Source organism: Brevundimonas balnearis (assembly GCF_042434805.1).
Classification (GTDB): Bacteria; Pseudomonadota; Alphaproteobacteria; order Caulobacterales; family Caulobacteraceae; genus Brevundimonas; species Brevundimonas balnearis.
Genome location: NZ_JBHLSW010000007.1, coordinates 342,309 through 367,362 on the forward strand (window position 1 = coordinate 342,309; position 25,054 = coordinate 367,362).

The following is a 25,054-nucleotide window of genomic DNA, read 5'->3' on the forward strand; positions in this document are numbered from 1 at the left end:
GGTCAGATGATCCGCCGCCGCTCCAGCGTGCCGCCGGGTTCGTAGGCGCCCGGGCGCCGCCGCGTGAGGGCGAGCGCGAAACCCATCGTCAGGGCCATGGCCAGCATCGACGAGCCGCCGTAGCTGATGAAGGGCAGGGTCATGCCCTTGGTGGGGATCAGGTTCAGGTTCACCGCGACATTGATCGCCGCCTGCAGCCCGATCAGCATGAACAGCCCCGCCGCCGCCGTCTGCTCGAACGGGTCGGTCAGGCGCATCGCCCGGCGCATGCCCTTCAAGACGATGTAGGCGTAGAGCCCGATCAGGATCAGCGACAGCACCAGGCCGAACTCCTCGGCCCCGACGGAATAGATGAAGTCGGTGTGCAGGTCCGGCACGTGGCGTTTCATGACGCCCTCGCCCACCCCGCGTCCCACCAACCCCCCGGCGCGGATCGCCTCGGACGCGCGGTCGATCTGGTGGGTGTCCTCCACGCCCGGCGAGACGAACTTGGCCACGCGCGAACGCACATGGTCGAACAGGAAGTACAGCGACGTCATCCCGGCCAGGGCCAGGCTCATCAGCACCGCCATCCACTTGAACGGCACCCCCGCCATGAAGAACACCGCCATGAAGGTGGTGGTGATCAGCAGCGTCTGGCCGATGTCGGGCTGGATCAGCAGCAGGCCGACGGTGATCGCATAGGCGAGGAAGGCGATCGACACGCCCGGCACGCCCTTGCCCTTCTGCGTCTCGGCGAACATCCACGCGGCGAAGACGATCAGGCCCGGCTTGGCGAACTCCGACGGCTGCAGGCTGAACGGCCCGAGATCGACCCAGCGCGAGGCGCCCTTCACCTCGTTGCCGATGAAGGGCAGCAGCAGCATCACCCCGATGGCGCCCACGAGCGCCAGCACGGCGATCCGGCGCACCCCGCGCGGCGACATCAGGGACGCGGTCAGCATGACCACCAGCCCCCCGCCCGAGAACACCAGCATCCGCCAGGCGTAGTGGAAGGGGTCGGTGATCGACTCGTCCGCGTTGATCGCCGCCGGGCTGGAGGCGAACGACAGCATGACCCCGAGCCCCATCAGCGCCAGCGCCGCGCCCAGAAGGCCGCGATCCACGGTCCAGAACCACTTGGCGACAGGGCTGGTGTCATTGCGGGAGAAGGCGGGAGCGTAGCCGGTGGTCATGAGGCCTCTCCAGGCGGCGCAGCGCCGAGGGCGAGAACGGCGGCGCGGAACGCCTCGCCCCGCACCTCGAAATCGGGAAACTGGTCGAAGCTGGCGGCGGCGGGGCTGAGCAGCACGATCTGCGGCCCGCCCGCTTCGGCCGCGTCGCGCGCGGCGGCCGTCACGGCGCTCGACAGGTCGCCGACGATCGTGTGCGGGGTCGCCCCCAGGGCCCGCCCGAAATCGCCCGCCGCCTCGCCGATCAGATAGGCATGGGCGATGCGCGGGAAGAGGTCGCTCAGGTCGTCGATACCGCCCGTCTTGGCCCGGCCGCCGGCGATCCAGAACACCCGCTCATAGGACGACAAGGCCTGGCGCGCCGCGTCGGCGTTGGTCGCCTTGGAATCGTTGACGAAGCGAACCTCGCCCAGGACCCCGATCGTCTCCATCCGGTGCGCGAGACCGGGAAAGGTCAGCAGACCCGCCACGGCGAGCTCGTGCGGCACACCGAGCGCCCGCGCCGCGAGATAGGCGAAGGCCGCGTTCTGGGCGTTGTGCCTGCCGGGTAGGGAGCGGGCCGAGGCGAGATCGATGAGATGGTCGCCTGCCTTCACGGCGCCGGGCCACGCCTGAATTCCTTCTCCCCTCGTGGGAGAAGGTGGCATGCGCAGCATGACGGATGAGGGGGATGCAGCCGCCCTCTCATCTTCCGAGACGTTGCGCGCCGACATAGCCCGCTCATCCGAGCCGCGCTGCGGCCCACCTTCTCCCACGAGGGGAGAAGGGAAAGAGACGACCCTCACCGCCCGGTCGCCCAGCGCGGCCGCCAGGCCCTGCGTCTCCGGCTCGTCCACGCCGACCAGCGCCGTCGCAGCGGGGCCCAGCGCCTGGAACAGGCGCGCCTTGGCGGCGACGTAACCCTCCATCCCGCCATGGCGATCCAGATGGTCCGGCGTGATGTTGGTCAGGATCGCCACATCCGGCGCGAAGCTCGTGGTCAGGTCCAGCTGGTAGCTCGACACCTCCAGCACATAGACCGCGTCCGGCGTGGGTTCGGGCAGGGCCAGCACGCCGATCCCGATATTGCCGCCGACGTGAACGGTCAGTCCGGCCCGCTTCAGGACCCAGCCCAGAAGCGCGGTCGTGGTCGACTTGCCGTTGGTGCCGGTGATGCCGACCACCCCTGGCCGGCGATCCGCGGGCAGGGCCGCGAGCGCACGGGCGAACAGCTCCACGTCGCCGAGGATCTCCACCCCGGCGGCCTTCGCCCGCACCACGCTCCAGTGCGGCGTCGGATGGGTCAGCGGCAGGCCCGGCGACAGCACCAGCGCGGCGAAACCGGACCAATCGGCCCGCGCCAGGTCCTCGACCGCGAAGCCCTCGGCCTCCGCCTGCAGACGGCCCGAGACGCCGTCGTCCCACAGCACGGGGGTTGCGCCTCCGCCCCTCAGGGCGCGCGCCGCCGTGATCCCCGACCGTCCCAGGCCGAAGACCGCGACCCGCCGCCCTTCGAAGCCGGGGACCGGGATCATGGGGCTATCGCAGCTTCAGGGTGCTGAGCCCGATGAGCGCCAGCATGCCGGCCACGATCCAGAAGCGGATCACCACCGTCGGCTCGGGCCAGCCCATCTTCTCGAAGTGGTGGTGGATCGGCGCCATCAGGAAGATGCGCTTGCCGGTGGCCTTGAAGTAGCCGACCTGGATCATCACCGACAGCGCCTCGATGACGAACAGACCGCCGACGATGCCGAGCACCAGCTCGTGCTTGGTGGCGACCGCGATCGCGCCCAGCGCGCCGCCCAGCGCCAGGGAGCCCGTGTCCCCCATGAATATCTTGGCCGGCGGCGCGTTGTACCAGAGGAAGCCCGCGCCGCCCCCGATGATCGCACCACAGAACACCGCCAGCTCGCCCGCGCCGGGCACGTGGTGGACCTGCAGATAGTCGGCGAACAGGAAGTTGCCGACCAGGTAGGAAATGATCCCGAAGGCGGCCGCCGCCATCATCACCGGCACCGTCGCCAGCCCGTCCAGCCCGTCGGTCAGATTCACCGCGTTGGAGAAGCCGACGATCGTGAAGGCCGCGAACAGCACGTAGAACCAGCCGATGTTCAGCAGCACCGCCTTGAAGAAGGGGAAGGCGATCGAGGTCTCCAGATTGGGCGAGGTCGGCGAAGCCTGCATCCACAGGACCGTCAGCACCCCGGCGATCACCGCCACGACCGTCTGGGCCGCGAGCTTCTGGCGGGAGGTCAGGCCCGCCGAGCTCTGCTTGGTCACCTTGGCGTAGTCATCGACGAAGCCCAGCACCGCATAGGCCGCTGTCACCAGCGACACGATCCAGATGTAGGGGCTGGTCAGGTCGCCCCACAGCAGCACCGCGACCGCGATGCCCGCCAGGATCATCAGCCCGCCCATCGTCGGCGTGCCGACCTTGGACAGGTGCGTCACCGGCCCGTCGGCGCGGATCGGCTGGCCCTTGCCCTGCTTGACCCGCATCCAGGCGATGAAGCGGCTGCCCATGGCCACCGCCACGATCAGCGCCGTCGCCATGGCCAGCCCGACCCGCACCGTCTGGTACTGGATCAGGTTCAGCAGCGGATAATCCTGAGCGATGTCCGCGTAGTAGAGATAAAGCAGATAGAACATCGACGCCCCTAGCCCTCCGACAGCTCCAGCCGGCGCTCCAGGTCCGCGAGCGCCGCGGCGACCAGGGAGGCCTTCGATCCGTTCGATCCCTTGACCATGACGACGTCGCCCGGCTGGACCAGCGCCTCGGCCTGCTCCGCCAGCTCCGCGGCGGTGGCGGCCCAGATCCCCCGCCGCTCCGGGCGCAGGATCTCGTACATATGGCGCATCTCCGGGCCCGCGGCGTGGACGACGTCCAGCCCCGCCGCGTCGATCGCCTGGGCCAAGTCCTCGTGCATGGCGCGGGACTGATCGCCCAGCTCCAGCATGTCGCTGAGCACCACGACGCGGCGTCCGCGTCCCACGTCCCTGGCCGCCAGATTGGTGAAGCCCGCCTTCATCGACAGCGGATTGGCGTTGTAGCTCTCGTCGATCAGGGTGAAGGCGCCGCCGGCGATCCGGACCGTCCGGCTCTGGCCCCGCCCGGACAGGGGCTGGAACTCCGCCAGCGCCTGCAGCGCCAGCTCCACCGGCACGTCCAGCGCGTCCAGCATCAGGATCACCGCCAGGCTGTTCAGGCCCCAGTGGAAGCCCGACTGCTTCAGGGTGAAGACGTGGGTCCGGCCCCACACCTCGGCGATGACGCGGGCCCCGTCGCCCTCCGCGCGGAAATCCACCAGCCGGGCGTCGTGCTCGGCCGCCGAGCCGAAGGTGACGACCCGCGCGCCGACGTGCAGCGCCGCCTGGCGCAGCTGCGGCTCCCAGGCGATGTCGCCGTTGACGACCGCGACGCCGCCGGGACCGAGGCCGGAGAAGATGGCCGCCTTCTCACGCGCCACCCCCGCCTCACCGTCCGAGAACGCCTCGATGTGCACCGGCCCCACGGTCGTGACGCAGGCCGCGTGGGGCTGGACCATCTTCGACAGGGGCGCGATCTCGCCCGGCGCGTTCATGCCGATCTCGAACACGGCGCGCTCCGCGCGCTCCGGCATGCGCGCGAGCGTCAGCGGCACCCCGATGTGATTGTTGTAGCTCTTGATCGAGGCGTGGGCCGGTCCGGCCAGATCCAGGCCCGCCTTGATCGCCTGGGTGACGCTGGTCTTGCCCACGGAGCCGGTCACCGCGCCGCGCCGCACCTGGGGCGCGCGGTCCCGCGCCGCCGCCGCCAGCCGCTCCAGCGCCTTCTGGGTGTCGTCCACGACGATGCACGGCCCGCCGTCCACGGCCCGCTCGACCAGCGCCCCGACCGCGCCGGCGGCGAAGGCGGCGCCGGCGAACTCATGGCCGTCGCGCGCGCCCTTCAGCGCCACGAACAGGTCGCCGGGCGCGATTTCCTTGGAGTTGTAGCCCACGCCGGTCGCCTCGAAGACGCCGCCCTCGATGCGGCCGTCCACGGCCTGGGCGATGTCCTGGGCGGTCCACAGCGGCGGGGCGCGGTCGGGCATGCGTCAGAGTTCCAGCGCGGTCTTCACTTCGGTCGCGTCGTCGAAGGGGTGAGTCGTCCCGCCCACGATCTGACCCTGTTCATGCCCCTTTCCGGCGACGACCACCACATCGCCGTCGCGCATCATCGACACCGCCTCGCGGATGGCCTCGCGCCGGTCGCCGATCTCGGCGGCCGCGGGACAGCCCGCCCGCACCTGGGCGCGGATCGCGGCGGGATCCTCCGAGCGGGGGTTGTCGTCGGTGACGATGGCGACGTCCGCCAGACGCCCGGCGATCTCGCCCATCAGCGGCCGCTTCGCCCGGTCCCGGTCGCCGCCGGCGCCGAACACGACGATCAGCCGCCCGCGCGCGTGGGGCCTCAGCGCCTTCAGCACCGTCTCCAGACCGTCGGGCGTGTGGGCGTAGTCGACATAGACCTCGCCGCCGTTCCGCCCGGTCCCGATGCGCTGCAGCCGTCCGGCCGCGCCCTCCAGCCGCTCCAGCGCGGCCAGCACCCGGTCCGGCGCCTCGCCCGCCGCGATGCACAGGCCCGCCGCCACCAGCACGTTCGAGGCTTGAAAGGCGCCCGCCAGCGGCAGCAGCACCTCGCGCCGCTCGCCGCGCACGTCCAGGATCAGGCGCTGACCCTCCGGCGCCGCCACGCGCTCGACCAGCGTCAGGTCGCGGCCGCGCTCGCCCACGCCCATGATCGACACGCCCGACATGATCCCGGCGGCGGCGAAGGCCGAATAGGCGTCCGAATCGGCGTTCAGCACCGCGGTGCGCCCGCGCGGGAGAAGCGTGTCGAACAGGCGCAGCTTGGCGGCGCGATAGGCCTCCATCGTGCCGTGATAGTCCAGGTGGTCCTGGGTCAGGTTGGTGAATCCCGCCGCCTTCAGCGTCACCCCGTCCAGCCGCCGCTGGTCGATCCCGTGCGACGAAGCCTCCAGCGCCAGGTGGGTGACGCCGCCTTCCGCCAGGGTCGCCAGGAGCCGCGCCGCCTCGCCCGCGTCCGGGCTGGTCAGGCCCGGTCCCGTCAGGGCCTGGGTGGTCTCGCCCTTCTGCGCCACGACGCCCAGCGTGCCCATACTGGCCGCGTTGAGGCCCAGCCGCGCCCAGATCTGGCGGCAGAAGCCGGCGACCGAGGTCTTGCCGTTGGTGCCGGTCACGGCCACGCAGACCTTCGGCTGGGCGCCGTAGAAGCCCCGCGCCGCCAGGGCGTAGGCCCGGCGCACGTCGCCGGCGGTGACCAGCACAGGCGCGGCCTCGCCGGGCGTGTCGACCGGCGCCAGCACGGCGGCGGCGCCCTGCGACAGAGCCTGGGGGATGAAGGCGCGGCCGTCGGCCTGCGCTCCGGGAAGGGCGGCGAACAGAACGCCGGGCTGAACCTTGCGGCTGTCGGCGGTCACCCCGGTGATGATCGGGTCGGACGCCACCTCGCGACGCATCAGGTCGGACAGACGGACGCCGGCGCTCATGGGCGGACCTCCGCGACCGGGGCCGGGTCGAAGCGGCGGCCGACGCCCAGCATCGGCCCGATCCGGTCGATGATGCGGCCCACCGCCGGCGCGGCCACGAAGCCGCCGGTCCGGGGATAGGCGCCGGGCTCGTCGACCAGCACGAAGACGACATAGCGGCGCGCGTCGGCCGGGCCGTCCGCCGGAAACACGGCGGAGAAGGAGCCCACCGCGTGGGTCGGGTCATAGCGGCCGTTGACCAGCTTGTTGGCCGAGCCGGTCTTGCCGCCGACCCGCAGGCCCGGCGCGTCCGCCCGGGCGCCCGAGCCGCGCAGGACGTTGGCGCGCATCAGCTCGCGAATGGTGGCCGAGGTCGCCTCGGACACCACCCGGCGGCCCTCGGCGCGGGCCCCGCCGCGCCGCAGCGACAGCGGACGGTAGATCCCCCCGTTGACCAGGGCGGCGGTGGCGGCCGTCATCTGGGCCGGGGTGATCATGATGGCGTAGCCGAACGACAGCGACGCAAGCGTGCTGTCGGACCAGTTCCGGGGCACGACCGGCGCGGCCGACTCCTTCAGCTCGATCGGCGCGGCCTCCAGCAGGCCCAGCCGGCCGTAGAAGTCGCGCATCACGTCCGGCCCCATCTCCACGGCCAGGCGCGACGTGCCGATGTTGGAGGAGTGCAGGAACACCTCCTCCAGGGTCATCACGCGGTTCTGGGCGTGAAAGTCGCTGATCCGCCGGTTGCCGATCATGAAGGGCTCGGACGCGTCGAAGGTGGTGTTCACGTCCGCCGCGCCGGTCTCCAGCCCCGCCGCGACGACGAAGGTCTTGAACACCGAGCCCATCTCATAGTGGGCCGACAGGGCCCGGTTCAGCGTGGCGCCCTCCGACGCCCGGTCGCGGTGCGCGGGGTCGAAGGTGGGGTAGCTGGCCATGCCCAGCACCTCGCCGGTGGTCGCATCCACGACCAGACCGACGCCGGCCTGGGCCTGGGCGTTCTCGACGGCGGCGCGCAGCTCGCTTTCCAGCACGCCCTGCACCCGCAGGTCGATCGACAGGGCGACCGCGCCGGACTGGGCGCCCGCCGCGCGGATGGGCCCGTCGAACGCCAGCTCGGCGCCCGACACCCCCTCCCCGCCCGTGTCCGCGAACCCGATCAGGTGCGCGGCCGAAGCGCCCAGCGGATAGACCCGCCGATCCTCCGGCTCGAACGACAGGCCGCCAAGCGCCAGGTCGTGCAGGCGGCGCTTCTCGGTCGGGGTCAGGCCGGTGGTGACGATCAGTCGCCGGTCGCCATACAGCACGCGACGCAGGCGATCCTCGCTGACCCGCGGCAGGGCGCGGCGGATGTCGCGGAGCGCCGCCTCGCGATCCCACACCTCGCTCGGGTCGATGTAGAAGCCGTAGTGGGTGATGTTGGCGGCCAGCAGCCGCCCGTGGCGGTCGGTCAGGTCGCCGCGGGTCAGCGCCGCCGCGCCGCCGCCGAAACGGGGAGCCTCGCCCCGGAACAGCGCCGCGTAGCTGGCGCCGCCGGCCAGCAGAATGAACACCGCCGCGAACACCAGGAAGACGATCGAGATGCGGACCCGGGTGTCCTCTTCCGGCCGCGCGTCGGCGCGGGCCCGTTCGAAGGCGTGCTCGATCGACCAGACCGAGTGGATCAGGCGCCGCCAAAGGGGCGACAGGGAGGGCGCGCGCGGCGCGGCCATCCGGGGCGCGGGACGGCGATAGGCGTCGTAGCGGGGGTCGTGCACGCTCATCGCACCACCTCGCCCTCGGGCAGCTGGACGACCGGAGGGGGCGGCGCGATCGCTTCCAGCTCGGGCTCGGCCACCAGCTGTTCGGTGACGACGGGCTCCAGGCCCGCCTGGGCCGACAGGGCCGCCAGGCGCGCCGGGCTCTCCAGCCGCGCCGCCTCGGCCCGCAGCAGCCGGACACGCTGGGACGTCTCGGCGATCGACCGTTCCAGTTCGGCGATCCGGGCGCTCTCTCGCGCCGCCGCCGCCTTGGCGACATAGACCGACAGCACCATGACGGCGACCAGGCCGACGCCGACGATCTCGACGACGCGGATCCCGCGCAGCTTCCAGTCGAACAGGCGCCTGATCGCGGTCATGCGGCGCGGCTCCCCACGACGTTCCACGCAGGAGCCTCGGTGCGGACGGCGGCCCGCAGCTTGGCCGACCGGGCGCGGGGATTGGCGGCGCGCTCGGCCTCGCCCGCCTCGCGCGCGCCCTTGAACAGCAGGGTGAAGCTGGGCGCGCGACGCTCAGGGGCCGCCGGGGCGTGGCGCGAGCCGCCGGGCGCCGCGCCGCTGCGCTCGGCCAGGAACCGCTTGACGATGCGGTCCTCCAGCGAATGGAAGGTCACCACCGCCAGCCGCCCGCCGGGCGCCAGCGTCGCCTCGGCCGCCTCTAGCCCCGCCTCCAGCTCGCCCAGCTCGTCGTTGACCGCGATGCGCAAGGCCTGGAACACCCGCGTCGCCGGATGGATCGGCGCCCCGCGCCGCCCGCCGACGGCGGCTTCGATGACCTCGGCCAGATCCAGGGTGCGCTCGAAGGGGCGCTCAGTTCGGCGACGCAGGATCGCCGAGGCGATGCGGCCCGACTGACGCTCTTCGCCGTACTGCTTGAAGATGTGGGCCATGGGACCGTGGTCCCAGCCGTTGACGATGTCGGCGGCGCTCTCGCCCTCCCCCGACATGCGCATGTCCAGCGGGCCGTCGCGCATGAAGGAGAAGCCGCGCTCGGCCTGGTCGAGCTGCATCGACGACACGCCGATGTCGAAGACCGCCCCGTCCAGCCGCGCCCGACCGCTGTCGGCGAACGCCTCCGCCAGTCCCGAGAACGGCGTGCGGACCAGGGTGAAGCGCCCCGGGAAGGCCGCCGCCAGCGCCGTCGCGTGCGGCTCGACCGTCGGGTCTCGGTCCAGGCCGATGACCTCGGCGCCCGCCTCCAGCATGGCGCGGGAGTAACCGCCGGCGCCGAAGGTGGCGTCGATCATGACCTCGCCGGAGACGGGCGACAGGGCCTCGATCACCTCGTTCAGCAGGACCGGCGCGTGCGGGCCGCTCATTGGCCGCCTCCCGCCGGAGCCGTCAGGGCCTGGCGGGCCAGCTCGCGGGTGCGGGCCTTCCTCGCCTGCCAGCGGGCGCGGTCCCAGATCTGGAAGCGCGGGCCGAGCCCGACGATGACCACGTCCTCGGTCAGCCCCGCGTCCTCGCACAGGCCTTCCGGCAGGGTGATGCGGCCGCCGGAGTCATACGACAGCGGCCGTTGACCGGCGTAGAAGGCCTCCTCCAGCGCCGTCCGCGCCTCCGAGCCGAACGGCAGGGCCTCGATGCGCGCCACATACTCGGCCATCAGCTTGTCGCCGCCGGCCTCCAGGCAGTCCGCCGTGATGGAGAAGAAGCAGAAGACGCCGGTCTCGGCGCCGTTCTCGGCCGTGCGGAACTCCTGCGGGATCAGCAGGCGCCGCTTGCCGTCCAGTTGTTTCTCATAGGTCGAGAGAAACACGCCCTGCCCCGCCGCCGACCCGAAGGCCTGTCCCAATCCGCCGGTCGCGCGCCGCGCGCCGTCAGCCCCAAATCATGTGATTGGGATAGCATGGGCCACGATGGGTCTCAATGGGATTGGTTGACACCGCTTAACGATTATCTGGGATCGGCCCTGTGGATAACCTTGCCGAGGCGCGAACATATACAGAACACGCCAAGTATCGGCGCGTCGCCAGGTTGGGGGAGAAGAAGCGCCAGACGGCCTGTAAGCCGGGTTCTGTCCCGTCCGGAGACGGCGACGGTCATTCCTCTGGACCGCCCATCGCTGAGCGGTTCTCGCGACCTACCCGGGCGTCTCAGGCGGTGAACCCTGCGGACCGAAGTCCGCGCGACGCCCCTATTCGGTCTTGCTCCAGGCGGGGCTTGCCATGCCGGTCGCGTTGCCGAGACCGCGGTGGGCTCTTACCCCACCCTTTCACCCTTGCCTCCGTGAACGGAGGCGGTTTGCTTTCTGTGGCGCTGTCCCTCGGGTCGCCCCGGGCGGGCGTTACCCGCCGCCTTCTCACCGTGGAGCCCGGACTTTCCTCGACGGAGCGAACCCCGCCGCGACCGCCCGGCCGTCTGGCGCAGGGAAAGTGCGCCCGAACACGACCTAGTTCAACACGCCCGTGACGCTTTCCGCCTGGGCCAGCTGTAGCAGGCCGACCAGCCGCGCCCGGGTCTCTCCGTCAGCTATGCCGTCGATGCGGCTGGGGCGCCAGTGGCGCTGGAAGGCGACGACGGTCTGGCGCAGCGCCTCGTCGTACTCCCCGGCGGGGTCGACGCCGTAGCCGAGCCGGTGCAGGCCCGAGCGCAGCACCAGCACCCCGACCCCGCCGTCGCCGGGCTGCAACAGGCCGCCCAGCGCCGCGACCCGCTCCGCCGCCGGCTCGAACCACAGCCCGTGTCCGGCCTCGGCCAGCCGCCTCCAGGGGAACAGCTCTCCGGGATCCTCCTTGCGGGACGGCGCATAGTCCGAATGGCCGATGATCCGCACGTCCGGCACGCTCCAGCGCGAGCGGATGTCGGCGACCAGGGCGATCACCGCCTCGATCTGCGCCTCGGGAAACGGGCGATAGCCCCACTCGTGGCCCGGATTGACGATCTCGACGCCGATGGAGACGGCGTTGAAGTCGGTCTCGCCCTGCCAGGCCCCCACGCCCGCGTGCCAGGCGCGGCGCGCCTCGTCGACCAGGCGGAAGATGCGGCCGTCCTCCTCCACAACATAGTGGGACGACACCCGCGCCTCGGGGTCGCGCAGCCGCGCGATCGCGGCCTCGCCCGTCTGCATGCCGGTGTAGTGGAGCATGATCGCGTCCGGCGGCCCGCGCCGCGCGTCGAAGTTCGGCGACGGCGCCTCGATCAGCTCAAGCGCCACGGGGCGTCAGCGCCCCTGCCGGTCCCAGCCGTAGGCGACCCAGGTGCCGTCGACCTTCCTGGCCTCGATCACGCCCTCGGCCGAAGCCTTGGCGCGGACGGTGCGGCGGGCGCGCAGCGCCATGCCGGTGAAGAAGACCATCACGCTGGCGACCACCGCCAGCACCGCCACGGCGGCGGCGGTCAGCACCGCCAGCACCGCGCCGACCGTCACGGCCAGCCCCGTCGCGATGAGACCGAACACCCACATGAGCGGCCGAAGGACGCCGCCGCCGGAAGCGGGGCCGCCGAGGCGATAGTGGACGAAGCGGTCTTGCATGCGGGTCATCGGCCTACCTTGCCACGGCGGGAGTGAACCCCGCCTGAACCTTCAGTGTCGGTCCCATGCTCAACGCCGTCAATGCGACGACCGTTCACAGGCGAGTGTGACGGGCGAGCGCGACCTCAGCGGACCGGCTGGTCGGCGAGCACCGAAGCCCCGCGCGCCCTCAACTGTTCGGTCCGCGCCCGGGCGATGACCCCCTGGGCTTCCGGGCTGGCCAGCACGCCGCCGACGGCCACCAGCGCCTGGGCGCCCTCGGCGGAGACGCCGAACGCCTCCGACAGGGCCTCGAACGGCGACTTCTGGGTCGGATAGCGGATCAGGCGGACGGAGCGGTCGGCGGGAATCTCGGCCAGAGCCTTGGCCCGGGCGATCGCCTCATGCAGGCCGCCCAGTTCGTCGACGAGCCCCAGCTCCCGCGCCTGGGCGCCGGTCCAGACCCGACCCCGAGCGATCTCGCGCACCCGCGCCTCCGGCAGGCGCCGGCCCGTGGCGACGCGGGCGATGAACTGGTCGTAGGTGCGGTCGATCGAGGCCGCGAAGGCCGCCCGGTCCTGCCCCTCGAAGCGGCCGGTCGGCGAGAAGGCGTCGGCGTACTCCCCGCCGACCGACAGGCCGCGCAGGTCCACGCCGAACCGCCCCAGCGCCTCGGTCAGCACGAACTTGCCGCCGAAGACCCCGATGGAGCCCGTGAGGGTCGAGGGCTGCGCCACGATCGCCGAGGCCTCGGAGCTGATCCAGTAGCCGCCGGACGCCGCATAGGTCCCCATGGAGACCACCACCGGCTTGCCCGCCGCCTTGGCCGCGCGCACCGCCGCCAGGATCTGTTCGGAAGCGTCCGGCGAACCGCCCGGCGAGGACACGCGGATGACGATGGCCTTCACCGCCCGGTTCTCGATCGCCTCATAGATCGCCGCCGCCGTGTCGTCGGAATAGATGGTCGAGCCGGAGCCGAAACCGCCGCCGGCGTCGCGGCCGGTGACGATCGCGCCCTCGGCGTTGACGATGGCGATCGCGTCCGAGCCCGAGCCCGGCTGCAGGCCGTGGTTCGAGACATAGTCGGCGACACTGACCAGCTGGGCGTTGCGTCCGGCCCGGCGCTTGGCCTCGGCCTCGGCCTCCTCGACCTGCCCGATCTTGTCGACGAGCTTCAGCGCCATCGCCTGTTCGGCCGAGTGCGGGCCGCTCTCGATCGCCTGACGCATCGCGGCGGGGGTCTGGCGGCGGTCGGCGGCGGCGTTGGCCAGCGCGCTGTCGTAGATCGAGCGCATCCAGCTCAGCATCGCCTCGCGGTGGGCCGGGGTGAAATCGCTCTCGGTGAAGGTGTTGACGGCGTTCTTGTACTCGTAGCGCTGCTCGAAGTCGGCGGTCACGCCGTAACGGCCGAAGGCGTCGCCCAGGAAGACCTCGTCGGCGGCGAAGCCGGTCGCCTGAAAGCTGGAGGTGTTCTGCATCCACAGCTCCGACGCGGAGGCCCCGACCATGTAGCTGGACATCACCGCTCCGACCGGCAGGAAGCCCTGGCTGTGGGCGATCACGGGCTTGCCCGAGGCGCGGAAGCGGCGCACCGCCTGGCGCACCTCGTCGGCCGCCGCCGGCGTCATGCCCATCTCCGGCAGGCGGATCAGCACGGCCTTGACGTTGCGATCGTCGCCGGCGCGGTCCAGCGCGTCGACCACCTCGATCACCGACAGTTCGGCGCCGCCGAAGGCCGCGAAGGGGTTGGTCGGCGGCTGGTCGGTCAGACCCTCGCGCAGATCCAGCTCCAGCACCGTGTTCGGGGAGGTAGCGGGAGCGGACGACCCCGCCGCCGCCAGCGCGATCAAGGCGATCGGCGTGACGATCACGAACAGCACCAGCCCGGCGAAGACCCCGGCCAGCGTGAGGAAGAACTGCTTCATGACGGCTCGCCGTTCCTTCAGAGCGTGGCCGTGGCGGCCGCCTCGACCATAGACCGCGAGCCGCCGCCGTCAAATGAAGGGCGTGTAACGCGACCGCCCGTCGCGGCCGGTCCGCGCCGCGGCGCCCGCGATTGATGCGACCGGCCGAAATCCCTATATGCGGCGCCTGCGAAGCGGAGGGCGCCTCCGCGCCGATCGGAACCGGAGGCCGCGTATGCTGGTCACCCTGATGAAGTCCAAGCTGCACCGGGCGGTCGTGACCCAGGCCGACCTTGATTACGAAGGCTCGATCGCCATCGACCGAGACCTGCTGGACGCCGCCGACATCCTGCCGCACGAGCAGGTGGACGTGCTGAACATCACCACCGGCGCCCGCTTCACCACCTATGCGATCGAGGCCCCGCGCGGCAGCCGCGTCATCGGGGTCAACGGCGCGGCCGCCCGTCTGGTGCAGAAGAACGACCGCGTCATCATCGTCACCTACGGCCAGCTGCCCCAGGCGGAGGCGCGCAACTACGCCCCCACCGTGGTGCTGCTCGACGACCGCAACGACATCAAGCGCGCGGCCTGACCGTCACCGTCCGATCTCGTACACGCCGTTGACGTCGATCCGGACGGTCAGCTCGCCGCCCGCGACCGGCGTGGAGACGTCCATGGCTTCGGCGCGCGCGGCCATCCGGTACATCGGCATGGGCGGCGGCGGCGCATAGCCGCCGGCTTCGGTCAGGCTCTTGATCGGGCCAAGCGGGACGCCCAGCGCCTGGGCGTAGAGCTCGGCCTTGGCCCGCAGAGCCTGCACCGCCAGACGGCGGGCCTGGTTCTCGGCGGCGCTGGGATCCTGCAGCCCGAAGCTGATGCCGTCGATCTGGTTGACGCCGGCGGCCACCACCGCGTCGGCCACCTGACCGGTGCGATCCAGCTCACGGACGTTCACCGTCACCCGGTTCGAGGCCTGATAGCCCCGCAGGCGCGGCGACTCGTTCTGGATGTAGTCGTACTGGGGCGACAGGTTCAGGCCGGTCGTCTGGATGTCCCGCTCGGCGACGCCCGCGCGGCGAAGGGCGGCGACGACCTCGGTCATGCGCTCGGCGTTCAGGCGCATCGCCTCGGCGGCCGTCTGGGCTTCGGTGACGACGCCGAACGTCAGCGTCGCCATGTCCGGCGCCGCCTTCACCTCCCCGAAGGCCGACAGGTTCAGCGACGGCGTCGGCTGGACGATCTGGATGGGCTGGACCTGCGCCACGGCGGGCGCGGCCGCGACGGCGGCGAGCATGGACGCGCCGAGGGCGGCGACGAGGGCGGAACGGGTCATTGAGGATCTCCTGACAGAGGCGGACCGGCCATGGCGCCGGTCGATGGCCGAACCTTGGCCTTTCCCGGCTGAATGAACGCGGACGACCCGCCTGCAGGTTCCGTTCATCGACATGAGACGTCCGTCATCTCGCGCCGCTTTTCCGCCGCGCCCGACCCTGCTAGAGCCTGGTCGCCAGAGGCGGGATCGCTTCGCGATTTCGCCGATGGCGTGAATCAGGCTCTCGCTTGAAGCTGAACCGAAATCTGAGATGGACGGCGTCCATCTCGGCCGATTTCGGTCAAGCCAGCGCCTCGCGTCCGCGCGGGCCCGTAGCTCAATGGTTAGAGCCGACCGCTCATAACGGTCTGGTTGGGGGTTCGAGTCCCTCCGGGCCTACGCCGCGACCTCGCCCCGCTTCACCGCGCCGTACCAGGCCCAGAGCAGGTGCGCGGCGACGCCCCGGTGCGGCCGCCAGGCCTCGGCCCGCAGATAGGCCGCCTTCTCGTTGGGCCGGACCTCCAGATCGTCGGCCCAGCGCATCGCCTCCTGCAGGGCCACGTCGCCGCCGGGGAAGACGTCGGTGCGCCCCTCGCAGAACATCAGATAGGTCTCCGCCGTCCAGCGCCCGACGCCCTTGATGGCGGTGAGCGCCAGGGCCGCCTCGTCGTCGCTCAAGGCGTTCAGACCGTTCAGGTCGATCCGGCCATCCACATGCGCCAGGGCGATCTCGCGGCCGTAGCGCGCCTTTTGTCCCGACAGGCCGAAGGTCCGGAGCGTCTCCGGCTCGTGCGCCAGGAGCCGCTCCGGCGTGACTTCGCCCAGCCCCTCGCACACGCGGCGCCAGATGGAGGCGGCGGCCGCGACGGAGACCTGCTGCTCCACGATCATGCGGAACAGCCCCTCGAAGCCGCCGGGTCTGAGCCGCCACTCGAAGGGCGGGAGGACCGAATGCGCCCGGGCCAGCGCCGGGTCGGCCGCGGCCAGGGCCTCTCGGGCGGCGTGCAGGGTCTCGGGCGTGGGGGCGGTCGGCATGGCGTCAGTATGCGCGGCGGGGGAGGATGGGGAAGCGGTGTCGTCATGGGAGTCCGAATCTCGCCACCTGCAATCCTCCGTCGTCCCCGCTAGAAGCGAGGCGATGTTCGTCACCCGCTTCGCGCCGTCCCCCACCGGGGCTCTGCACAAGGGCCACGCCTATTCGGCGATGCTGGCGCATGACGCGGCGCGCGCGGCCGGCGGGCGCTTCCTGCTTCGGATCGAGGACACCGACTTCACCCGCTGCCGGCCCGAGCACGAGGCGGCGATCCTGGACGAACTGGCCTGGCTCGGCCTGAGCTGGGATGGGCCGGTGCGGCGTCAGTCCGAGCACCGCGCCGACTATGACGCGGCGCTTCATCGGCTGCGCGAAATGGGCGTGCTCTACCGCTGCTTCCGCACGCGGAAGGAGCTGATGGCGCTGGCGGGCGTGGCGCCCCACGCCGATGATCCGAAGGACGCCCAGGCCTTCGCCGGGGGGCCGATCGATCCCGCCGAGGAGGCCGACCTTGTGGCTCAGGGGCGGCCCTTCGCCTGGCGGCTGTCGCTGGCCGAGGCGAAGGCCCGGCTGGGCGGCTTCGACGATCTGACCTGGGTCGAGGAGGGCGAGAACGCGGGAGTCCACGCCGCCCGGCCCGAGGCGCTCGGCGACATGGTGCTGGGCCGCAAGGACATCGGCGCGGGCTATGTCATCGCCTCGGTCGTCGACGACGCGGCGCAGGGGGTCAGCCATGTCATTCGGGGCGTGGACCTGGTCGAGACCACCTCGGTCCAGCGCGTGCTGCAGGCCCTGCTCGACCTGCCGACGCCGACCTATCGCCACCATCGCCTGCTGCTGGCCCCCGACGGCAAGCGGCTCTCCAAGCGGGACAAGGCGGAAAGCCTGGCGTCGCTGCGGGCCTCGGGCGTCTCGCCGGGCGACCTGCGCCGGGAGTTCTTCGGCTAGACCGAAATCGGTTCAGTTGGACGCAGTCCAACTGGGCTCAGATTTCGGTCCAGTTCCAGTGAGAGCCTGATTCACGCCTCAAGCGGAATCGCGAAGCGATTCCACTTAAGCCGATCAGGCTCTAGCGCTTGCCCTTGGGCGCCCCGGTGCGCACGCGACCCGAGCGCGAGACCTGACGCGCCCCGCCGCGGGCCCGCTTGCCCAGCACCGCCGAGGTCCCGGCCTTCTTAGACGCGCTGGCCTTCAGCCCGCCCAGCGGCTTGACCCGCACCTTGGGCGCCGGCTTGGCGGCCTCGGCCTTCTCCTTCAGCGCCTTGCCGGGAAGCCCGGGCGCCCTGGCCTCGGCCGGGGCCTTGGCCTTCTTCGCCGTCGGATAGACGGGCCGCGCCGCGCGGGCGCGGACCAGACCGGCCTTCTCCCCGCCCTCGGCGTACGGGTTCGCCCCCGCCTTGACCGTCAGGCGGATCGGCGTGCCCCACAGGTCGAAACTCTCGCGAATTCCATTGACCAGGTAGCGCTTGTAGTGGTCCGGCATGGCCGAAGCTCGACTTGCGAACATGACGAAGGTGGGGGGCCGCGCCTTGGTCTGGGCGACGTACTTCGGCTTCACCCGCTTGCCGTCGACGGCGGGGGGCGGATGCCGCTGCACCGCCAGCGCCAGCCAGTCGTTCAGGTCGCGGGTCTTCACCTTCGCGGACCAGGTCTCGTAGGCCTGAAGCACCGCCGGCATCAGCCGCTCCACGCCGCGCCCGTTGAAGGCCGACAGGGCCACGAAGGGAGACCCCTTCAGCTGCGGAAGCTGGCGCTCGGCGGTCGACTTCAGCTCGGCCATACGGGCCTGGGGCTCGTCCTCCAGATCCCACTTGGCGATGACGTAGACCAGCGCCCGTCCCTCGCGCTCGACGAGATCGGCCAGCTGCAGGTCCTGGGTGTCGAAGGCGTTGTCCCGGTCCATGACCAGGATCACCACCTCGGCGAAGGTGATCGCCCGGATGGTGTCGGCGACCGACAGCTTCTCGAGCTTCTCCTGAACCCGCGCCTTGCGCCTCAGCCCGGCGGTGTCCACCAGCCGGATCGGCCGGCCCTCATAGGTCCAGTCCACCGAGATGGAGTCGCGCGTGATCCCGGCTTCCGGCCCAGTCAGCAGCCGGTCCTCGCCGAGCAGGCGGTTGACCAGCGTCGACTTGCCCGCGTTCGGCCGACCGATGACCGCGATACGGACAGGCTTTTCGCCCTCCTCGGCCGCCTCGGCCTCAAGGTCGCCGGCGGCGGCGGCCACGGCGGCGTAGAGGTCGGCCATGCCCTCGCCGTGCTCGGCGGAGATGGCGACCGGCTCGCCGAAGCCCAGGCCGTGGGCCTCGCCCACGCCGCCGCCGGACTCGCGGCTCTCGGACTTGTTGGCGAGCAGGATGACCGGCTTCTCGATCTTCCTCAGGCGGTCCGCGAAGATGCGGTCGAGCGGCGTCACCCCCTCGCGGGCGTCCACCATGAACAGGATCAGGTCCGCGTCCTCGATCGCCGCCTCGGTCTGGGCGCGCATGCGCGCCTCCAGGCTCTCGTCGGTGACGTCCTCATATCCGGCGGTGTCGATGAGCGTCAGCGGCAGATCGCCGATCGCGCCCTCGGCGTAGCGCCGGTCCCGCGTCACCCCCGGCCGATCGTCGACCAGCGCCAGGCGCTTGCCCACCAGCCGGTTGAACAGGGTCGACTTGCCCACGTTGGGGCGGCCGACGATGGCGACCTTGACGGCCATGTCAGCCCACCCTGTCCGTCAGCGGATGCTGACCAGCTGGCCCGCGTCGGTCACGACATACAGACGGCCGTTGTAGGCGATGGGCGAGACGAACACCGGCGCGCCGACGCGCAGGCTCGCGGTCTGCTCGCCCGTCTTCGGATCCAGCGCGATGACATCGCCGTCCGAGTTGGCCAGGATCAGCCGGTTGGACGCGAGGATCGGGCCCGTCCAGTCCGGTCGGACCACCCGGTCGCCGATGCCCAGGAACCCGCCCTCGTTGCGCGCGCGGCCCTCGTTGAGGTCGCGGGTCCAGTAGACCTGCCCGGATTCGCGGTTGATGACGGTGAGCTCGCCCGCCTTGGACACCACATAGACGACGTCCCCGACCGGCAGCGGCGCGTTCACCCCGGCGATCGGCAGCTCCCACCGGCGCGCGCCGGTCCGCTGGTCCATGGCGGCGATGACGCCCGAATGGCTGATGGCGTAGACGGAGCCGCGGCTGATCACGGGCCGGCCGGCGATGTCGCGGATCTCCGACAGGGCGCTGGTGCGGCTGGTGCGCGACAGCACCTCCTGCCAGACCGGCTGGCCGTTGTTGGCCCGCAGGGCGACGACTTCGCCCGACGAGAACGGGGCCACGACCGTGTCGGCCGAGACCGCCGGACTCGAGGCCCGCATGATGCGCGCGGGCTCGGGGATGCCGCGATAGGTCCAGACCTGCTGGCCGGTGGCGGCGTCCAGGGCGAACATCAGGTTGTCGACGTCGATGGCGTAGACGCGCCCGCCCGACACGGTCGGCGCGCTGTGGATCGGGACATCGACACGGGTCGCCCAGACCTGGGCGCCGGTCGTGGCGTCCAGCGCCGTGATGACCCGGTGGCCCGAGGTGACGAAGACCCGGCCGTTGACGACGGCCAGCCCGCCGCCGAAGCCGCCGTCCTCGCGTCCCTCGGGACGGATGTCGGCGCTCCAGACCGTGCGACCGCTCTCGTCGGTGGCCCGGACGGTGCGGTCGGCGTCGAGGGTGTAGATGCGTCCGCCGTCGGCCACCGGCGGCGCCGTCAGCTGGCGCGGCCGCGAGGATCCCGCGCCGATGTCCGCGCGCCAGGCGATCTGGAAGTCCGGCGCGCCGATGACGTGCTCGACGTTGTTCTCGGCGTTCCGGCCGGCCTGGTTCCAGCTCGTGGCGGCGACCGGCCCCGGCAGGAAGAAGTCACGTCCGGCCAGCGCGGCCGAGGGGGCGAGCTGCTGATCGAAGGCCAGCACCGAAATCCGCTCGCCCTCGGAGGCGGTGGCGGTCGGCTCGTCGCCGCCGCCCAATCCGAACGGCAGCGCGCGACGCACGGTGCCGCACGCGGCCACGCTCATCGCCACGCCCGCGATCAGGGCGATCTTCCACGCGCGGGCGCTGCTCATTCGGCGGGTTCCTGGATCTGGGCCGGCGCCTCGATCGGCGCGGCGGCTTCGGGCGCGGTCGGGGCCTGGACCGGCGCCTCGGCGGCTTCCCGGGCGGCCGCGGCGATGGCGGGGATGGCCGAGGCCGTTCCGGAATCGATGGCCTGGATCGCGGCCTGGGCGCGCTGCCGCACGCCCTCCGGCACGTCCTGACCGAGCGACAGCTGCACGAACAGCTCGCGCGCGGCCTGCATCTGGTTGTTCTGGATCCGCGCCATACCCAGGGCCTCCTGGGCGAAGGCGGCGTAGGGGCGGCCGTCCTCGGCGAGCGGCTCCAAGCGATCGGTCAGCGCGTCCAGCGGCGCGGTGTCGAGCAGCAGCAGCGCCGCCTTCAGCCGCGACAGGTCCTTGAGCACGGGGTCGCGAGTGCTGTCGGCGGCCTCGTCCAGCAGAGCCACCGCGTCCTCGATCCGGTCCGACTGCAGGGCGATCGCCGCGCGCTGGTTCAGGGCCAGGACCTTGTAGGCTCCACCGCGCTCGGCGGCGTCGTTGAAGGCGCTTTCCGCCGCCGCGAGGTCGCCGCGCTGCAGCGCTTCAACCCCGCCGTTGTAGGCGAGGGAGGCCGCTTCGGCCTGCCGGGTGCGCCAGCTGTCCCAGGCCCAGTAGCCCAGGGCGGCGGCCAGGCAGACCGCCAGGACCACGCCGGCCACCGGCAGCCAGCGGCGCGCGATCTTGCGCCACTGTTCGGAGCGAAGCTCCTCCTCGACCTCTTCGAAGACGTCAGTCACGGATGTCGTCGCCCCAAAAACCGCATTCAGCCTGAAAGTCGCGCGACCCTAGAGGGTCGCCCGTGCGCCCGCAACGCGGCCGTGGCCGTCGCCTAGCGGATCAGGCCGTCTTTTTCGAGAAGTAGGTCTCGACTTCGGCAGGAAAACGGCGCGCCCGGACATCGGCGGCGTAGCCGGCGACCGCGCGGTCGATCTCTCCCTTCAGATCGCCGTAGCGGCGGACGAACTTGGGCGTCCAGTCGAACAGCCCCAGCATGTCGTGCGTGACCAGGATCTGCCCGTCGCAGGCGGCCGAGGCGCCGATGCCGACGGTCGGGACGTCCAGCGCCTCGGTGATCTCCCGCGCCAGTCCCTCGGCCACGCCCTCGACCACGATGGAGAAGGCGCCGGCGTCGGCGGTGGCCTCCGCCTCGGCCAGCACGCGCAGCCGCTCCTCGTCGGTCCGGCCCTTGGCCTTGAAGGCGCCGTCGGTGAGCACGGCTTGCGGCCGCAGACCGACGTGGCCCATCACCGGAATGCCTCGCTGCACCAGATAGGCGATGGTTTCCGGCACGGTGGGGCCGCTCTCCAGCTTCACGGCCTGGGCGCCGGTCTCCTTCATCACGCGGGCGCAGTTCTCGTAGGCGATCTCCTTGCCCCCCTCGTAGGAGCCGAAGGGCATGTCGACCACGACCATGGCCCGCCGGGCGCCGCGCATCACCGCCTGCCCGTGCAGGATCATCATCTCCAGCGTCACGCCAACCGTATTGGGCAGGCCGTGGACCACCATGCCGACGCTGTCGCCGACCAGCAGCAGGTCGCAGTGCGCGTCCAGGATCTCCGCCGTCGGGGCGTCATAGGCGGTCAGGCAGACGATCGCCTCGCCCTGGCCGCGGCTGGACTTGCGCGCGCGAATGTCCGGCGCGGCGAGGCGGCGGACGGCGTCCTGTTTCTGGCTGGACATGAGGGCCTCCCTGTTCGGGATCTAGATAGGCCCCGACCGGCTTCGGCGACAGCCCCGGCGCGACCGGTCGCCGGTCAGACGTCCTGCGCCAGACGCATCGCCGCCGCCGCCGTCAGGGCGATGATCAGCCCCGCGCCGATCCAGAACACCGACATTCCGGCCACGCCGCCCGTCAGCAGATCGCCGAGACCGTACTGAGCCAGCACCTGCGTCGCGTCCGTCTGGACCTGGGCCGTCGCCGCCGACAGACCCATCTCCGGCCGGGGCGTGTTCGCGAGGTTCAGCTGGATATCCGCCAGTTCGCGCACGGCGACCAGGCCCCCGAGGGCGCCGGCGATCGACAGCACCCAGGTCCGCACCCGCCCGCCTCGCGCCAGGCGGGCCTGCATCTCCGCGTGGAAGATGTCGGCGTCGGGCAGAGGCGGCGTCCGGCCGAACAGCCGTTCGATCTCGGGATCGAAATCGTCAGCGGACATGACGAGCGTCCTCCCGTTGCGGCTGAAGCCGCGCGCGGAGCCTATCCAGACCACGTTTGACATGAGACTTCACCGTTCCAAGCGGCAAATTCAGGGCGGTCGCGATCTCGGCGTGGGTGAGGCCCGCGCCGTGGCAGAGGGAGACGCACAGCCTCTCCGCCTCGGGGAGCGCCTTCAGCGCCTCGTCCAGGTCCATGCGCCCGTTCTGATCGACGATGGCGACGTCCTGGTCCGGCTCGGTCTCCAGCTCCGCCACATAGCGCGCGTTCTGGCGTACCCGCTTCAGGTACAGGCGCGCCGCGATGCGCTTGACCCAGCCGACGAAGGCCCCCTCCCCGCGAAACTCGGCGCAGCGCTCGAACGCCTGGATGAAGGCGTCCTGGGCCACGTCGTCGGCGAGCGAGGCTTGGGCTCCCATGCGGCGCAGGGTGACCCGCACCGCCGAGCCGTGCCGGCGCACCAGCTCCCCGAAGGCCGCGCGCCCTCCGCTCGCCGCCAGGGCGACGAGCTCGAGGTCGTGCATGTGCGTCAAGGCCTTGGCCATGACCGCGCTCCCCCTTCCCCGGACCTCAGTCCCTGTTCGGGTTGAAGAAGCTCAGCACGATGAACGCCAGGCCGATCATGCCCGGGATCGCCGCGACGCCCAGCATCGGATAGACCGCGTCGCCCTCGCGGGTGCCGATGGCGTAGCCCAGCAGCGCCACGCCGATGGCCGCCGACAGGATCAAAACCCCGCGCCTCAGGTCCTTCGACCGCGACGGCAGGTTCTTGACGATGTCCTTGCTCAGCGCCTCGATCACCTCGGCCGGCAGAGGCTGGCCCTTTTCCAGCGCGACCCGCACCGTCTGCTGAATCTCGCGCCGCTCCCGGCTCTTGAGCCAGCTCGGCCCCACGACGATGGCGACCAGCGACCCGAACACCGCGAAGATCGCGAAAACCGGAATGAAATCCTCCATGCCCCGACTCCTTCAACCTCGTGACGCCAGCGTCGCGCCGGCGCTTCATGACCACAAGAGGCCGTGAGGCGGTCTTGTGGATGCGGCGGGCGGATGAAACTTTGGCAATGTGGAATCGAGGCCCTCCCCCATGCTGAACCGTCGCTCCATCCTCTCCGCCGCCGGCGCGCTCGCCTTCGCCTCGCCCACCCGGGCCCGGAGCGGGGCGACGCTGAAGGTCGCCACCTTCAACATCTGGCACGACCGGGGGGACTGGAGCCTGCGTGGGCCGATGGTGGCCGAGACGCTCCGTCGGATCGACGCCGACGTGATCGGCCTGCAGGAGGTGCTGGAGGACGCGGCCACCGGCCTGCCCAATCAGGCCCGGACCCTCGCCCAGGCGCTCGGGGGCTATGACGTCCGCTTCAGCTCGACCGACGCGGCGGACGCCCCGCGCCGCTATGGCAACGCGATCCTCAGCCGCCGGCCCGTCCTCGCGTCTGACACCGTCGCGCTGGAGCCGCTGGACGACTTCCGCACGGCGGTGCGGACGATGATCGACGTGGACGGACGGCCGGTGGAGGTGGTCAACACCCACCTGCACCATACGGGCGAGGGCGCCGCCATCCGGGCGCGCCAGACCCGGCACCTGCTGGAATGGCTGGGGGAGCCGACAGGGCCCCGCGTGATCATGGGCGACTTCAACGCGACGCTGGACGACGCCGGCCTGGAGCCCCTGACCTCGCGCCTCGTCAGCGCCCTGCCCGCCGGGGCGGCCCCGACCACCCTCAACCCCGCCGACGGGCACGCGCCTCGCGTGATCGACCACATCTTCGTCGGGCCGGGCGCCCGCGTCCTGTCCGCGGCCGTCTCCGGCGACGCGGGCTTCTCGCCGAGACTGCCGTCAGACCACTTCGCGGTCTTCGCCGAAATCCAGCTGCAAGTCTAACCCACGGTTCATGAAAGAGATTTAAGGCCGGACCCGGCATCCGGCCGGCCGGTTCGCCGCCTCTACTCCGCGTAACCGGGGCATAGCCCCAGCACGGAGAGACCGCCATGATGATCATCGCCCTGGCCGCGCTTGCGCTGACCCAGAACCCCAACGAACTGCGCATCCCCACCGACGGCCTCGACCTCCATGCGGACCGTGCCGCGGAACTCTCCCGTCGGGTGGACGTCGCGGTGGATCGGCACTGTCGCGCGCACGCCGAGATCCTGACGCCGACCCACATGGGCGACTTGCGTTTCTGTCGTGACGGCCTGCGCCGCCAGGTCATCGCGCAGCTCCCCCCGGAGCCCCGTCAGGAGGTGTGGCGCGCGGGCCGCCAGGCTAGGGTCTCGGCGGGCGTTCAGGCGGCGGCGGGACGTCCCTGACGCCCTCCGTCTTGCCAGCGAAGGCGTCCTGTGACCGCATGGGCGCTTCCGAACCGGAGGCGCCCATGACCCACATCACCTATCGCGTCGTCGAGCATGACGGCGGCTGGGCCTACCGGCTCGGCGACACCTATTCGGAGACCTTCCGGACTCGCGAGGCCGCGCGCGCCGCCGCGGTCGCCGCATCCCGCGAGCAGCGCGTGCCCGACCAGACCGCGATGATCGAATACGAGGACGCGTCCGGCCAGTGGATCGTCGAACGCGCCGACGGTCACGACCGTCCCGAAGCCGACGTCGAGGGCTGAGATCGGGCGTTCTGTAGCCCGCGCGATTGGAT

The 25,054-nt window shown here is 71.5% G+C and carries 26 protein-coding genes, 1 tRNA gene and 1 other RNA gene; 6 read left to right on the forward strand and 22 right to left on the reverse strand.

From position 1 onward, the window contains the following. Positions 1 to 2: 2 nt before the first annotated feature. The 13 genes from ftsW to sppA form a co-directional block, all read right to left on the reverse strand. Positions 3 to 1,175, reverse strand: coding sequence for a putative lipid II flippase FtsW (ftsW, locus tag ACFFGE_RS11475; protein WP_376836537.1), 1,173 nt, complete (start codon positions 1,173 to 1,175; stop codon positions 3 to 5). Then, positions 1,172 to 2,686 (reverse strand): UDP-N-acetylmuramoyl-L-alanine--D-glutamate ligase, encoded by a 1,515-nt coding sequence (gene murD / locus ACFFGE_RS11480; RefSeq protein ID WP_376836538.1) that lies wholly within the window; start codon positions 2,684 to 2,686, stop codon positions 1,172 to 1,174. The genes ftsW and murD overlap by 4 nt, the downstream gene beginning before the upstream one ends. Before the next feature lie 4 nt (positions 2,687 to 2,690). Continuing rightward, positions 2,691 to 3,800, reverse strand: coding sequence for a phospho-N-acetylmuramoyl-pentapeptide-transferase (gene mraY, locus ACFFGE_RS11485; protein ID WP_376836539.1), 1,110 nt, complete (start codon positions 3,798 to 3,800; stop codon positions 2,691 to 2,693). Between the two features lie 8 nt (positions 3,801 to 3,808). After that, complete coding sequence (locus ACFFGE_RS11490) at positions 3,809 to 5,224, reverse strand: UDP-N-acetylmuramoyl-tripeptide--D-alanyl-D-alanine ligase (protein ID WP_376836540.1); 1,416 nt, start codon at positions 5,222 to 5,224, stop codon at positions 3,809 to 3,811. A 3-nt stretch (positions 5,225 to 5,227) separates the two neighbouring features. Next, complete coding sequence (locus ACFFGE_RS11495; RefSeq protein ID WP_376836541.1) at positions 5,228 to 6,682, reverse strand: UDP-N-acetylmuramoyl-L-alanyl-D-glutamate--2,6-diaminopimelate ligase; 1,455 nt, start codon at positions 6,680 to 6,682, stop codon at positions 5,228 to 5,230. Further along, positions 6,679 to 8,424 carry a peptidoglycan D,D-transpeptidase FtsI family protein gene (locus tag ACFFGE_RS11500; RefSeq protein ID WP_446680620.1) on the reverse strand — a complete coding sequence of 582 codons (1,746 nt, stop codon included), beginning with the start codon at positions 8,422 to 8,424 and terminating at the stop codon, positions 6,679 to 6,681. Before ACFFGE_RS11500 ends, ACFFGE_RS11495 begins: the two co-directional genes overlap by 4 nt. Further along, entirely contained in the window at positions 8,421 to 8,780 is a 360-nt protein-coding gene (gene ftsL / locus ACFFGE_RS11505; RefSeq protein ID WP_376836542.1) for a cell division protein FtsL, read from the reverse strand. Before ftsL ends, ACFFGE_RS11500 begins: the two co-directional genes overlap by 4 nt. Beyond that, positions 8,777 to 9,739 carry a 16S rRNA (cytosine(1402)-N(4))-methyltransferase RsmH gene (rsmH, locus tag ACFFGE_RS11510; protein WP_376836543.1) on the reverse strand — a complete coding sequence of 321 codons (963 nt, stop codon included), beginning with the start codon at positions 9,737 to 9,739 and terminating at the stop codon, positions 8,777 to 8,779. Before rsmH ends, ftsL begins: the two co-directional genes overlap by 4 nt. Then, positions 9,736 to 10,179 carry a division/cell wall cluster transcriptional repressor MraZ gene (locus ACFFGE_RS11515; RefSeq protein WP_376836544.1) on the reverse strand — a complete coding sequence of 148 codons (444 nt, stop codon included), beginning with the start codon at positions 10,177 to 10,179 and terminating at the stop codon, positions 9,736 to 9,738. Before ACFFGE_RS11515 ends, rsmH begins: the two co-directional genes overlap by 4 nt. A 231-nt stretch (positions 10,180 to 10,410) precedes the next feature. Beyond that, an RNA gene (rnpB, locus tag ACFFGE_RS11520) (RNase P RNA component class A) lies at positions 10,411 to 10,785 on the reverse strand. A gap of 27 nt (positions 10,786 to 10,812) precedes the next feature. Beyond that, positions 10,813 to 11,577 carry an N-acetylmuramoyl-L-alanine amidase gene (locus tag ACFFGE_RS11525; protein ID WP_376836545.1) on the reverse strand — a complete coding sequence of 255 codons (765 nt, stop codon included), beginning with the start codon at positions 11,575 to 11,577 and terminating at the stop codon, positions 10,813 to 10,815. Between the two features lie 6 nt (positions 11,578 to 11,583). Next, positions 11,584 to 11,904: a hypothetical protein gene (locus tag ACFFGE_RS11530; protein ID WP_376836546.1), complete on the reverse strand. Its 321-nt coding sequence runs from the start codon at positions 11,902 to 11,904 to the stop codon at positions 11,584 to 11,586. Positions 11,905 to 12,020: 116 nt separating this feature from the next. After that, positions 12,021 to 13,799 (reverse strand): signal peptide peptidase SppA, encoded by a 1,779-nt coding sequence (sppA, locus tag ACFFGE_RS11535; protein ID WP_376836547.1) that lies wholly within the window; start codon positions 13,797 to 13,799, stop codon positions 12,021 to 12,023. A 214-nt stretch (positions 13,800 to 14,013) separates the two neighbouring features. On the opposite strand from sppA, the gene panD reads away from it, so the two are divergent. Then, entirely contained in the window at positions 14,014 to 14,370 is a 357-nt protein-coding gene (gene panD / locus ACFFGE_RS11540) for an aspartate 1-decarboxylase (protein ID WP_376836548.1), read from the forward strand. A gap of 3 nt (positions 14,371 to 14,373) precedes the next feature. Here the strand turns inward: panD and ACFFGE_RS11545 are convergent, their stop codons facing one another. Beyond that, entirely contained in the window at positions 14,374 to 15,111 is a 738-nt protein-coding gene (locus tag ACFFGE_RS11545; protein ID WP_376836549.1) for an SIMPL domain-containing protein, read from the reverse strand. A gap of 305 nt (positions 15,112 to 15,416) precedes the next feature. Between ACFFGE_RS11545 and ACFFGE_RS11550 the strand changes: the two genes are divergently transcribed. After that, positions 15,417 to 15,489, forward strand: a tRNA-Ile gene (locus tag ACFFGE_RS11550). Here ACFFGE_RS11550 and ACFFGE_RS11555 read toward each other — a convergent pair. Then, positions 15,487 to 16,125 (reverse strand): DNA-3-methyladenine glycosylase family protein, encoded by a 639-nt coding sequence (locus tag ACFFGE_RS11555; protein ID WP_376836550.1) that lies wholly within the window; start codon positions 16,123 to 16,125, stop codon positions 15,487 to 15,489. The two genes, ACFFGE_RS11550 and ACFFGE_RS11555, sit on opposite strands and share 3 nt — an antisense overlap. A 103-nt stretch (positions 16,126 to 16,228) precedes the next feature. Here ACFFGE_RS11555 and gluQRS point away from each other — a divergent pair, with 103 nt between their 5' ends. Next, complete coding sequence (gluQRS, locus tag ACFFGE_RS11560; RefSeq protein ID WP_376836551.1) at positions 16,229 to 17,071, forward strand: tRNA glutamyl-Q(34) synthetase GluQRS; 843 nt, start codon at positions 16,229 to 16,231, stop codon at positions 17,069 to 17,071. Positions 17,072 to 17,192: 121 nt separating this feature from the next. Here the strand turns inward: gluQRS and der are convergent, their stop codons facing one another. The 7 genes from der to ACFFGE_RS11595 all read right to left on the reverse strand — a co-directional run bounded on the left by der (position 17,193) and on the right by ACFFGE_RS11595 (position 23,364). Further along, entirely contained in the window at positions 17,193 to 18,824 is a 1,632-nt protein-coding gene (gene der, locus ACFFGE_RS11565) for a ribosome biogenesis GTPase Der (protein WP_376836552.1), read from the reverse strand. An 18-nt stretch (positions 18,825 to 18,842) separates the two neighbouring features. Next, a complete protein-coding gene (locus ACFFGE_RS11570) occupies positions 18,843 to 20,222 on the reverse strand; it encodes a PQQ-like beta-propeller repeat protein (protein ID WP_376836553.1) in 1,380 nt (459 codons plus the stop codon). After that, positions 20,219 to 20,989, reverse strand: coding sequence for a tetratricopeptide repeat protein (locus tag ACFFGE_RS11575; protein ID WP_376836554.1), 771 nt, complete (start codon positions 20,987 to 20,989; stop codon positions 20,219 to 20,221). The genes ACFFGE_RS11570 and ACFFGE_RS11575 overlap by 4 nt, the downstream gene beginning before the upstream one ends. 100 nt (positions 20,990 to 21,089) lie before the next feature. Continuing rightward, the gene (gene panB, locus ACFFGE_RS11580) at positions 21,090 to 21,932 is read right to left on the reverse strand and encodes a 3-methyl-2-oxobutanoate hydroxymethyltransferase (protein WP_376836555.1); all 843 of its coding nucleotides are present in this window, start codon (positions 21,930 to 21,932) and stop codon (positions 21,090 to 21,092) included. Positions 21,933 to 22,006: 74 nt separating this feature from the next. Continuing rightward, positions 22,007 to 22,408, reverse strand: a complete 402-nt coding sequence (locus tag ACFFGE_RS11585) for a hypothetical protein (protein WP_376836556.1) — start codon at positions 22,406 to 22,408, stop codon at positions 22,007 to 22,009. Next, on the reverse strand, positions 22,398 to 22,952 hold the full coding sequence (locus ACFFGE_RS11590) for an RNA polymerase sigma factor (protein ID WP_376836557.1): 555 nt from the start codon (positions 22,950 to 22,952) through the stop codon (positions 22,398 to 22,400). The genes ACFFGE_RS11585 and ACFFGE_RS11590 overlap by 11 nt, the downstream gene beginning before the upstream one ends. A 25-nt stretch (positions 22,953 to 22,977) precedes the next feature. Continuing rightward, positions 22,978 to 23,364 carry a DUF6249 domain-containing protein gene (locus tag ACFFGE_RS11595; protein ID WP_376836558.1) on the reverse strand — a complete coding sequence of 129 codons (387 nt, stop codon included), beginning with the start codon at positions 23,362 to 23,364 and terminating at the stop codon, positions 22,978 to 22,980. 130 nt (positions 23,365 to 23,494) lie between these two features. On the opposite strand from ACFFGE_RS11595, the gene ACFFGE_RS11600 reads away from it, so the two are divergent. From ACFFGE_RS11600 to ACFFGE_RS11610, 3 genes are all read left to right on the forward strand, one after another. Next, positions 23,495 to 24,292: an endonuclease/exonuclease/phosphatase family protein gene (locus tag ACFFGE_RS11600; RefSeq protein ID WP_376836559.1), complete on the forward strand. Its 798-nt coding sequence runs from the start codon at positions 23,495 to 23,497 to the stop codon at positions 24,290 to 24,292. 107 nt (positions 24,293 to 24,399) lie between these two features. Next, positions 24,400 to 24,717, forward strand: a complete 318-nt coding sequence (locus ACFFGE_RS11605) for a hypothetical protein (protein WP_376836560.1) — start codon at positions 24,400 to 24,402, stop codon at positions 24,715 to 24,717. A gap of 65 nt (positions 24,718 to 24,782) precedes the next feature. Further along, on the forward strand, positions 24,783 to 25,022 hold the full coding sequence (locus ACFFGE_RS11610) for a DUF2188 domain-containing protein (RefSeq protein WP_376836561.1): 240 nt from the start codon (positions 24,783 to 24,785) through the stop codon (positions 25,020 to 25,022). Positions 25,023 to 25,054 lie beyond the last annotated feature (32 nt).

Coding starts and splice junctions, on each gene's coding strand:
- gluQRS (WP_376836551.1), top strand. CDS start 16,229: ATGTTCGTCACCCGCTTCGCGCCGTCCCCCACCGGGGCTCTGCACAAG.
- ACFFGE_RS11570 (WP_376836553.1), bottom strand. CDS start 20,222: ATGAGCAGCGCCCGCGCGTGGAAGATCGCCCTGATCGCGGGCGTGGCG.
- sppA (WP_376836547.1), bottom strand. CDS start 13,799: ATGAAGCAGTTCTTCCTCACGCTGGCCGGGGTCTTCGCCGGGCTGGTG.
- ACFFGE_RS11555 (WP_376836550.1), bottom strand. CDS start 16,125: ATGCCGACCGCCCCCACGCCCGAGACCCTGCACGCCGCCCGAGAGGCC.
- ACFFGE_RS11545 (WP_376836549.1), bottom strand. CDS start 15,111: ATGACCCGTTCCGCCCTCGTCGCCGCCCTCGGCGCGTCCATGCTCGCC.
- ACFFGE_RS11530 (WP_376836546.1), bottom strand. CDS start 11,904: ATGACCCGCATGCAAGACCGCTTCGTCCACTATCGCCTCGGCGGCCCC.
- ACFFGE_RS11600 (WP_376836559.1), top strand. CDS start 23,495: ATGCTGAACCGTCGCTCCATCCTCTCCGCCGCCGGCGCGCTCGCCTTC.
- der (WP_376836552.1), bottom strand. CDS start 18,824: ATGGCCGTCAAGGTCGCCATCGTCGGCCGCCCCAACGTGGGCAAGTCG.
- panD (WP_376836548.1), top strand. CDS start 14,014: ATGCTGGTCACCCTGATGAAGTCCAAGCTGCACCGGGCGGTCGTGACC.
- ACFFGE_RS11490 (WP_376836540.1), bottom strand. CDS start 5,224: ATGCCCGACCGCGCCCCGCCGCTGTGGACCGCCCAGGACATCGCCCAG.
- ACFFGE_RS11585 (WP_376836556.1), bottom strand. CDS start 22,408: ATGTCCGCTGACGATTTCGATCCCGAGATCGAACGGCTGTTCGGCCGG.
- ACFFGE_RS11590 (WP_376836557.1), bottom strand. CDS start 22,952: ATGGCCAAGGCCTTGACGCACATGCACGACCTCGAGCTCGTCGCCCTG.
- ACFFGE_RS11610 (WP_376836561.1), top strand. CDS start 24,783: ATGACCCACATCACCTATCGCGTCGTCGAGCATGACGGCGGCTGGGCC.
- ACFFGE_RS11500 (WP_446680620.1), bottom strand. CDS start 8,424: ATGAGCGTGCACGACCCCCGCTACGACGCCTATCGCCGTCCCGCGCCC.
- mraY (WP_376836539.1), bottom strand. CDS start 3,800: ATGTTCTATCTGCTTTATCTCTACTACGCGGACATCGCTCAGGATTAT.
- ACFFGE_RS11605 (WP_376836560.1), top strand. CDS start 24,400: ATGATGATCATCGCCCTGGCCGCGCTTGCGCTGACCCAGAACCCCAAC.
- ACFFGE_RS11595 (WP_376836558.1), bottom strand. CDS start 23,364: ATGGAGGATTTCATTCCGGTTTTCGCGATCTTCGCGGTGTTCGGGTCG.
- ftsW (WP_376836537.1), bottom strand. CDS start 1,175: ATGACCACCGGCTACGCTCCCGCCTTCTCCCGCAATGACACCAGCCCT.
- ftsL (WP_376836542.1), bottom strand. CDS start 8,780: ATGACCGCGATCAGGCGCCTGTTCGACTGGAAGCTGCGCGGGATCCGC.
- rsmH (WP_376836543.1), bottom strand. CDS start 9,739: ATGAGCGGCCCGCACGCGCCGGTCCTGCTGAACGAGGTGATCGAGGCC.
- murD (WP_376836538.1), bottom strand. CDS start 2,686: ATGATCCCGGTCCCCGGCTTCGAAGGGCGGCGGGTCGCGGTCTTCGGC.
- panB (WP_376836555.1), bottom strand. CDS start 21,932: ATGTCCAGCCAGAAACAGGACGCCGTCCGCCGCCTCGCCGCGCCGGAC.
- ACFFGE_RS11495 (WP_376836541.1), bottom strand. CDS start 6,682: ATGAGCGCCGGCGTCCGTCTGTCCGACCTGATGCGTCGCGAGGTGGCG.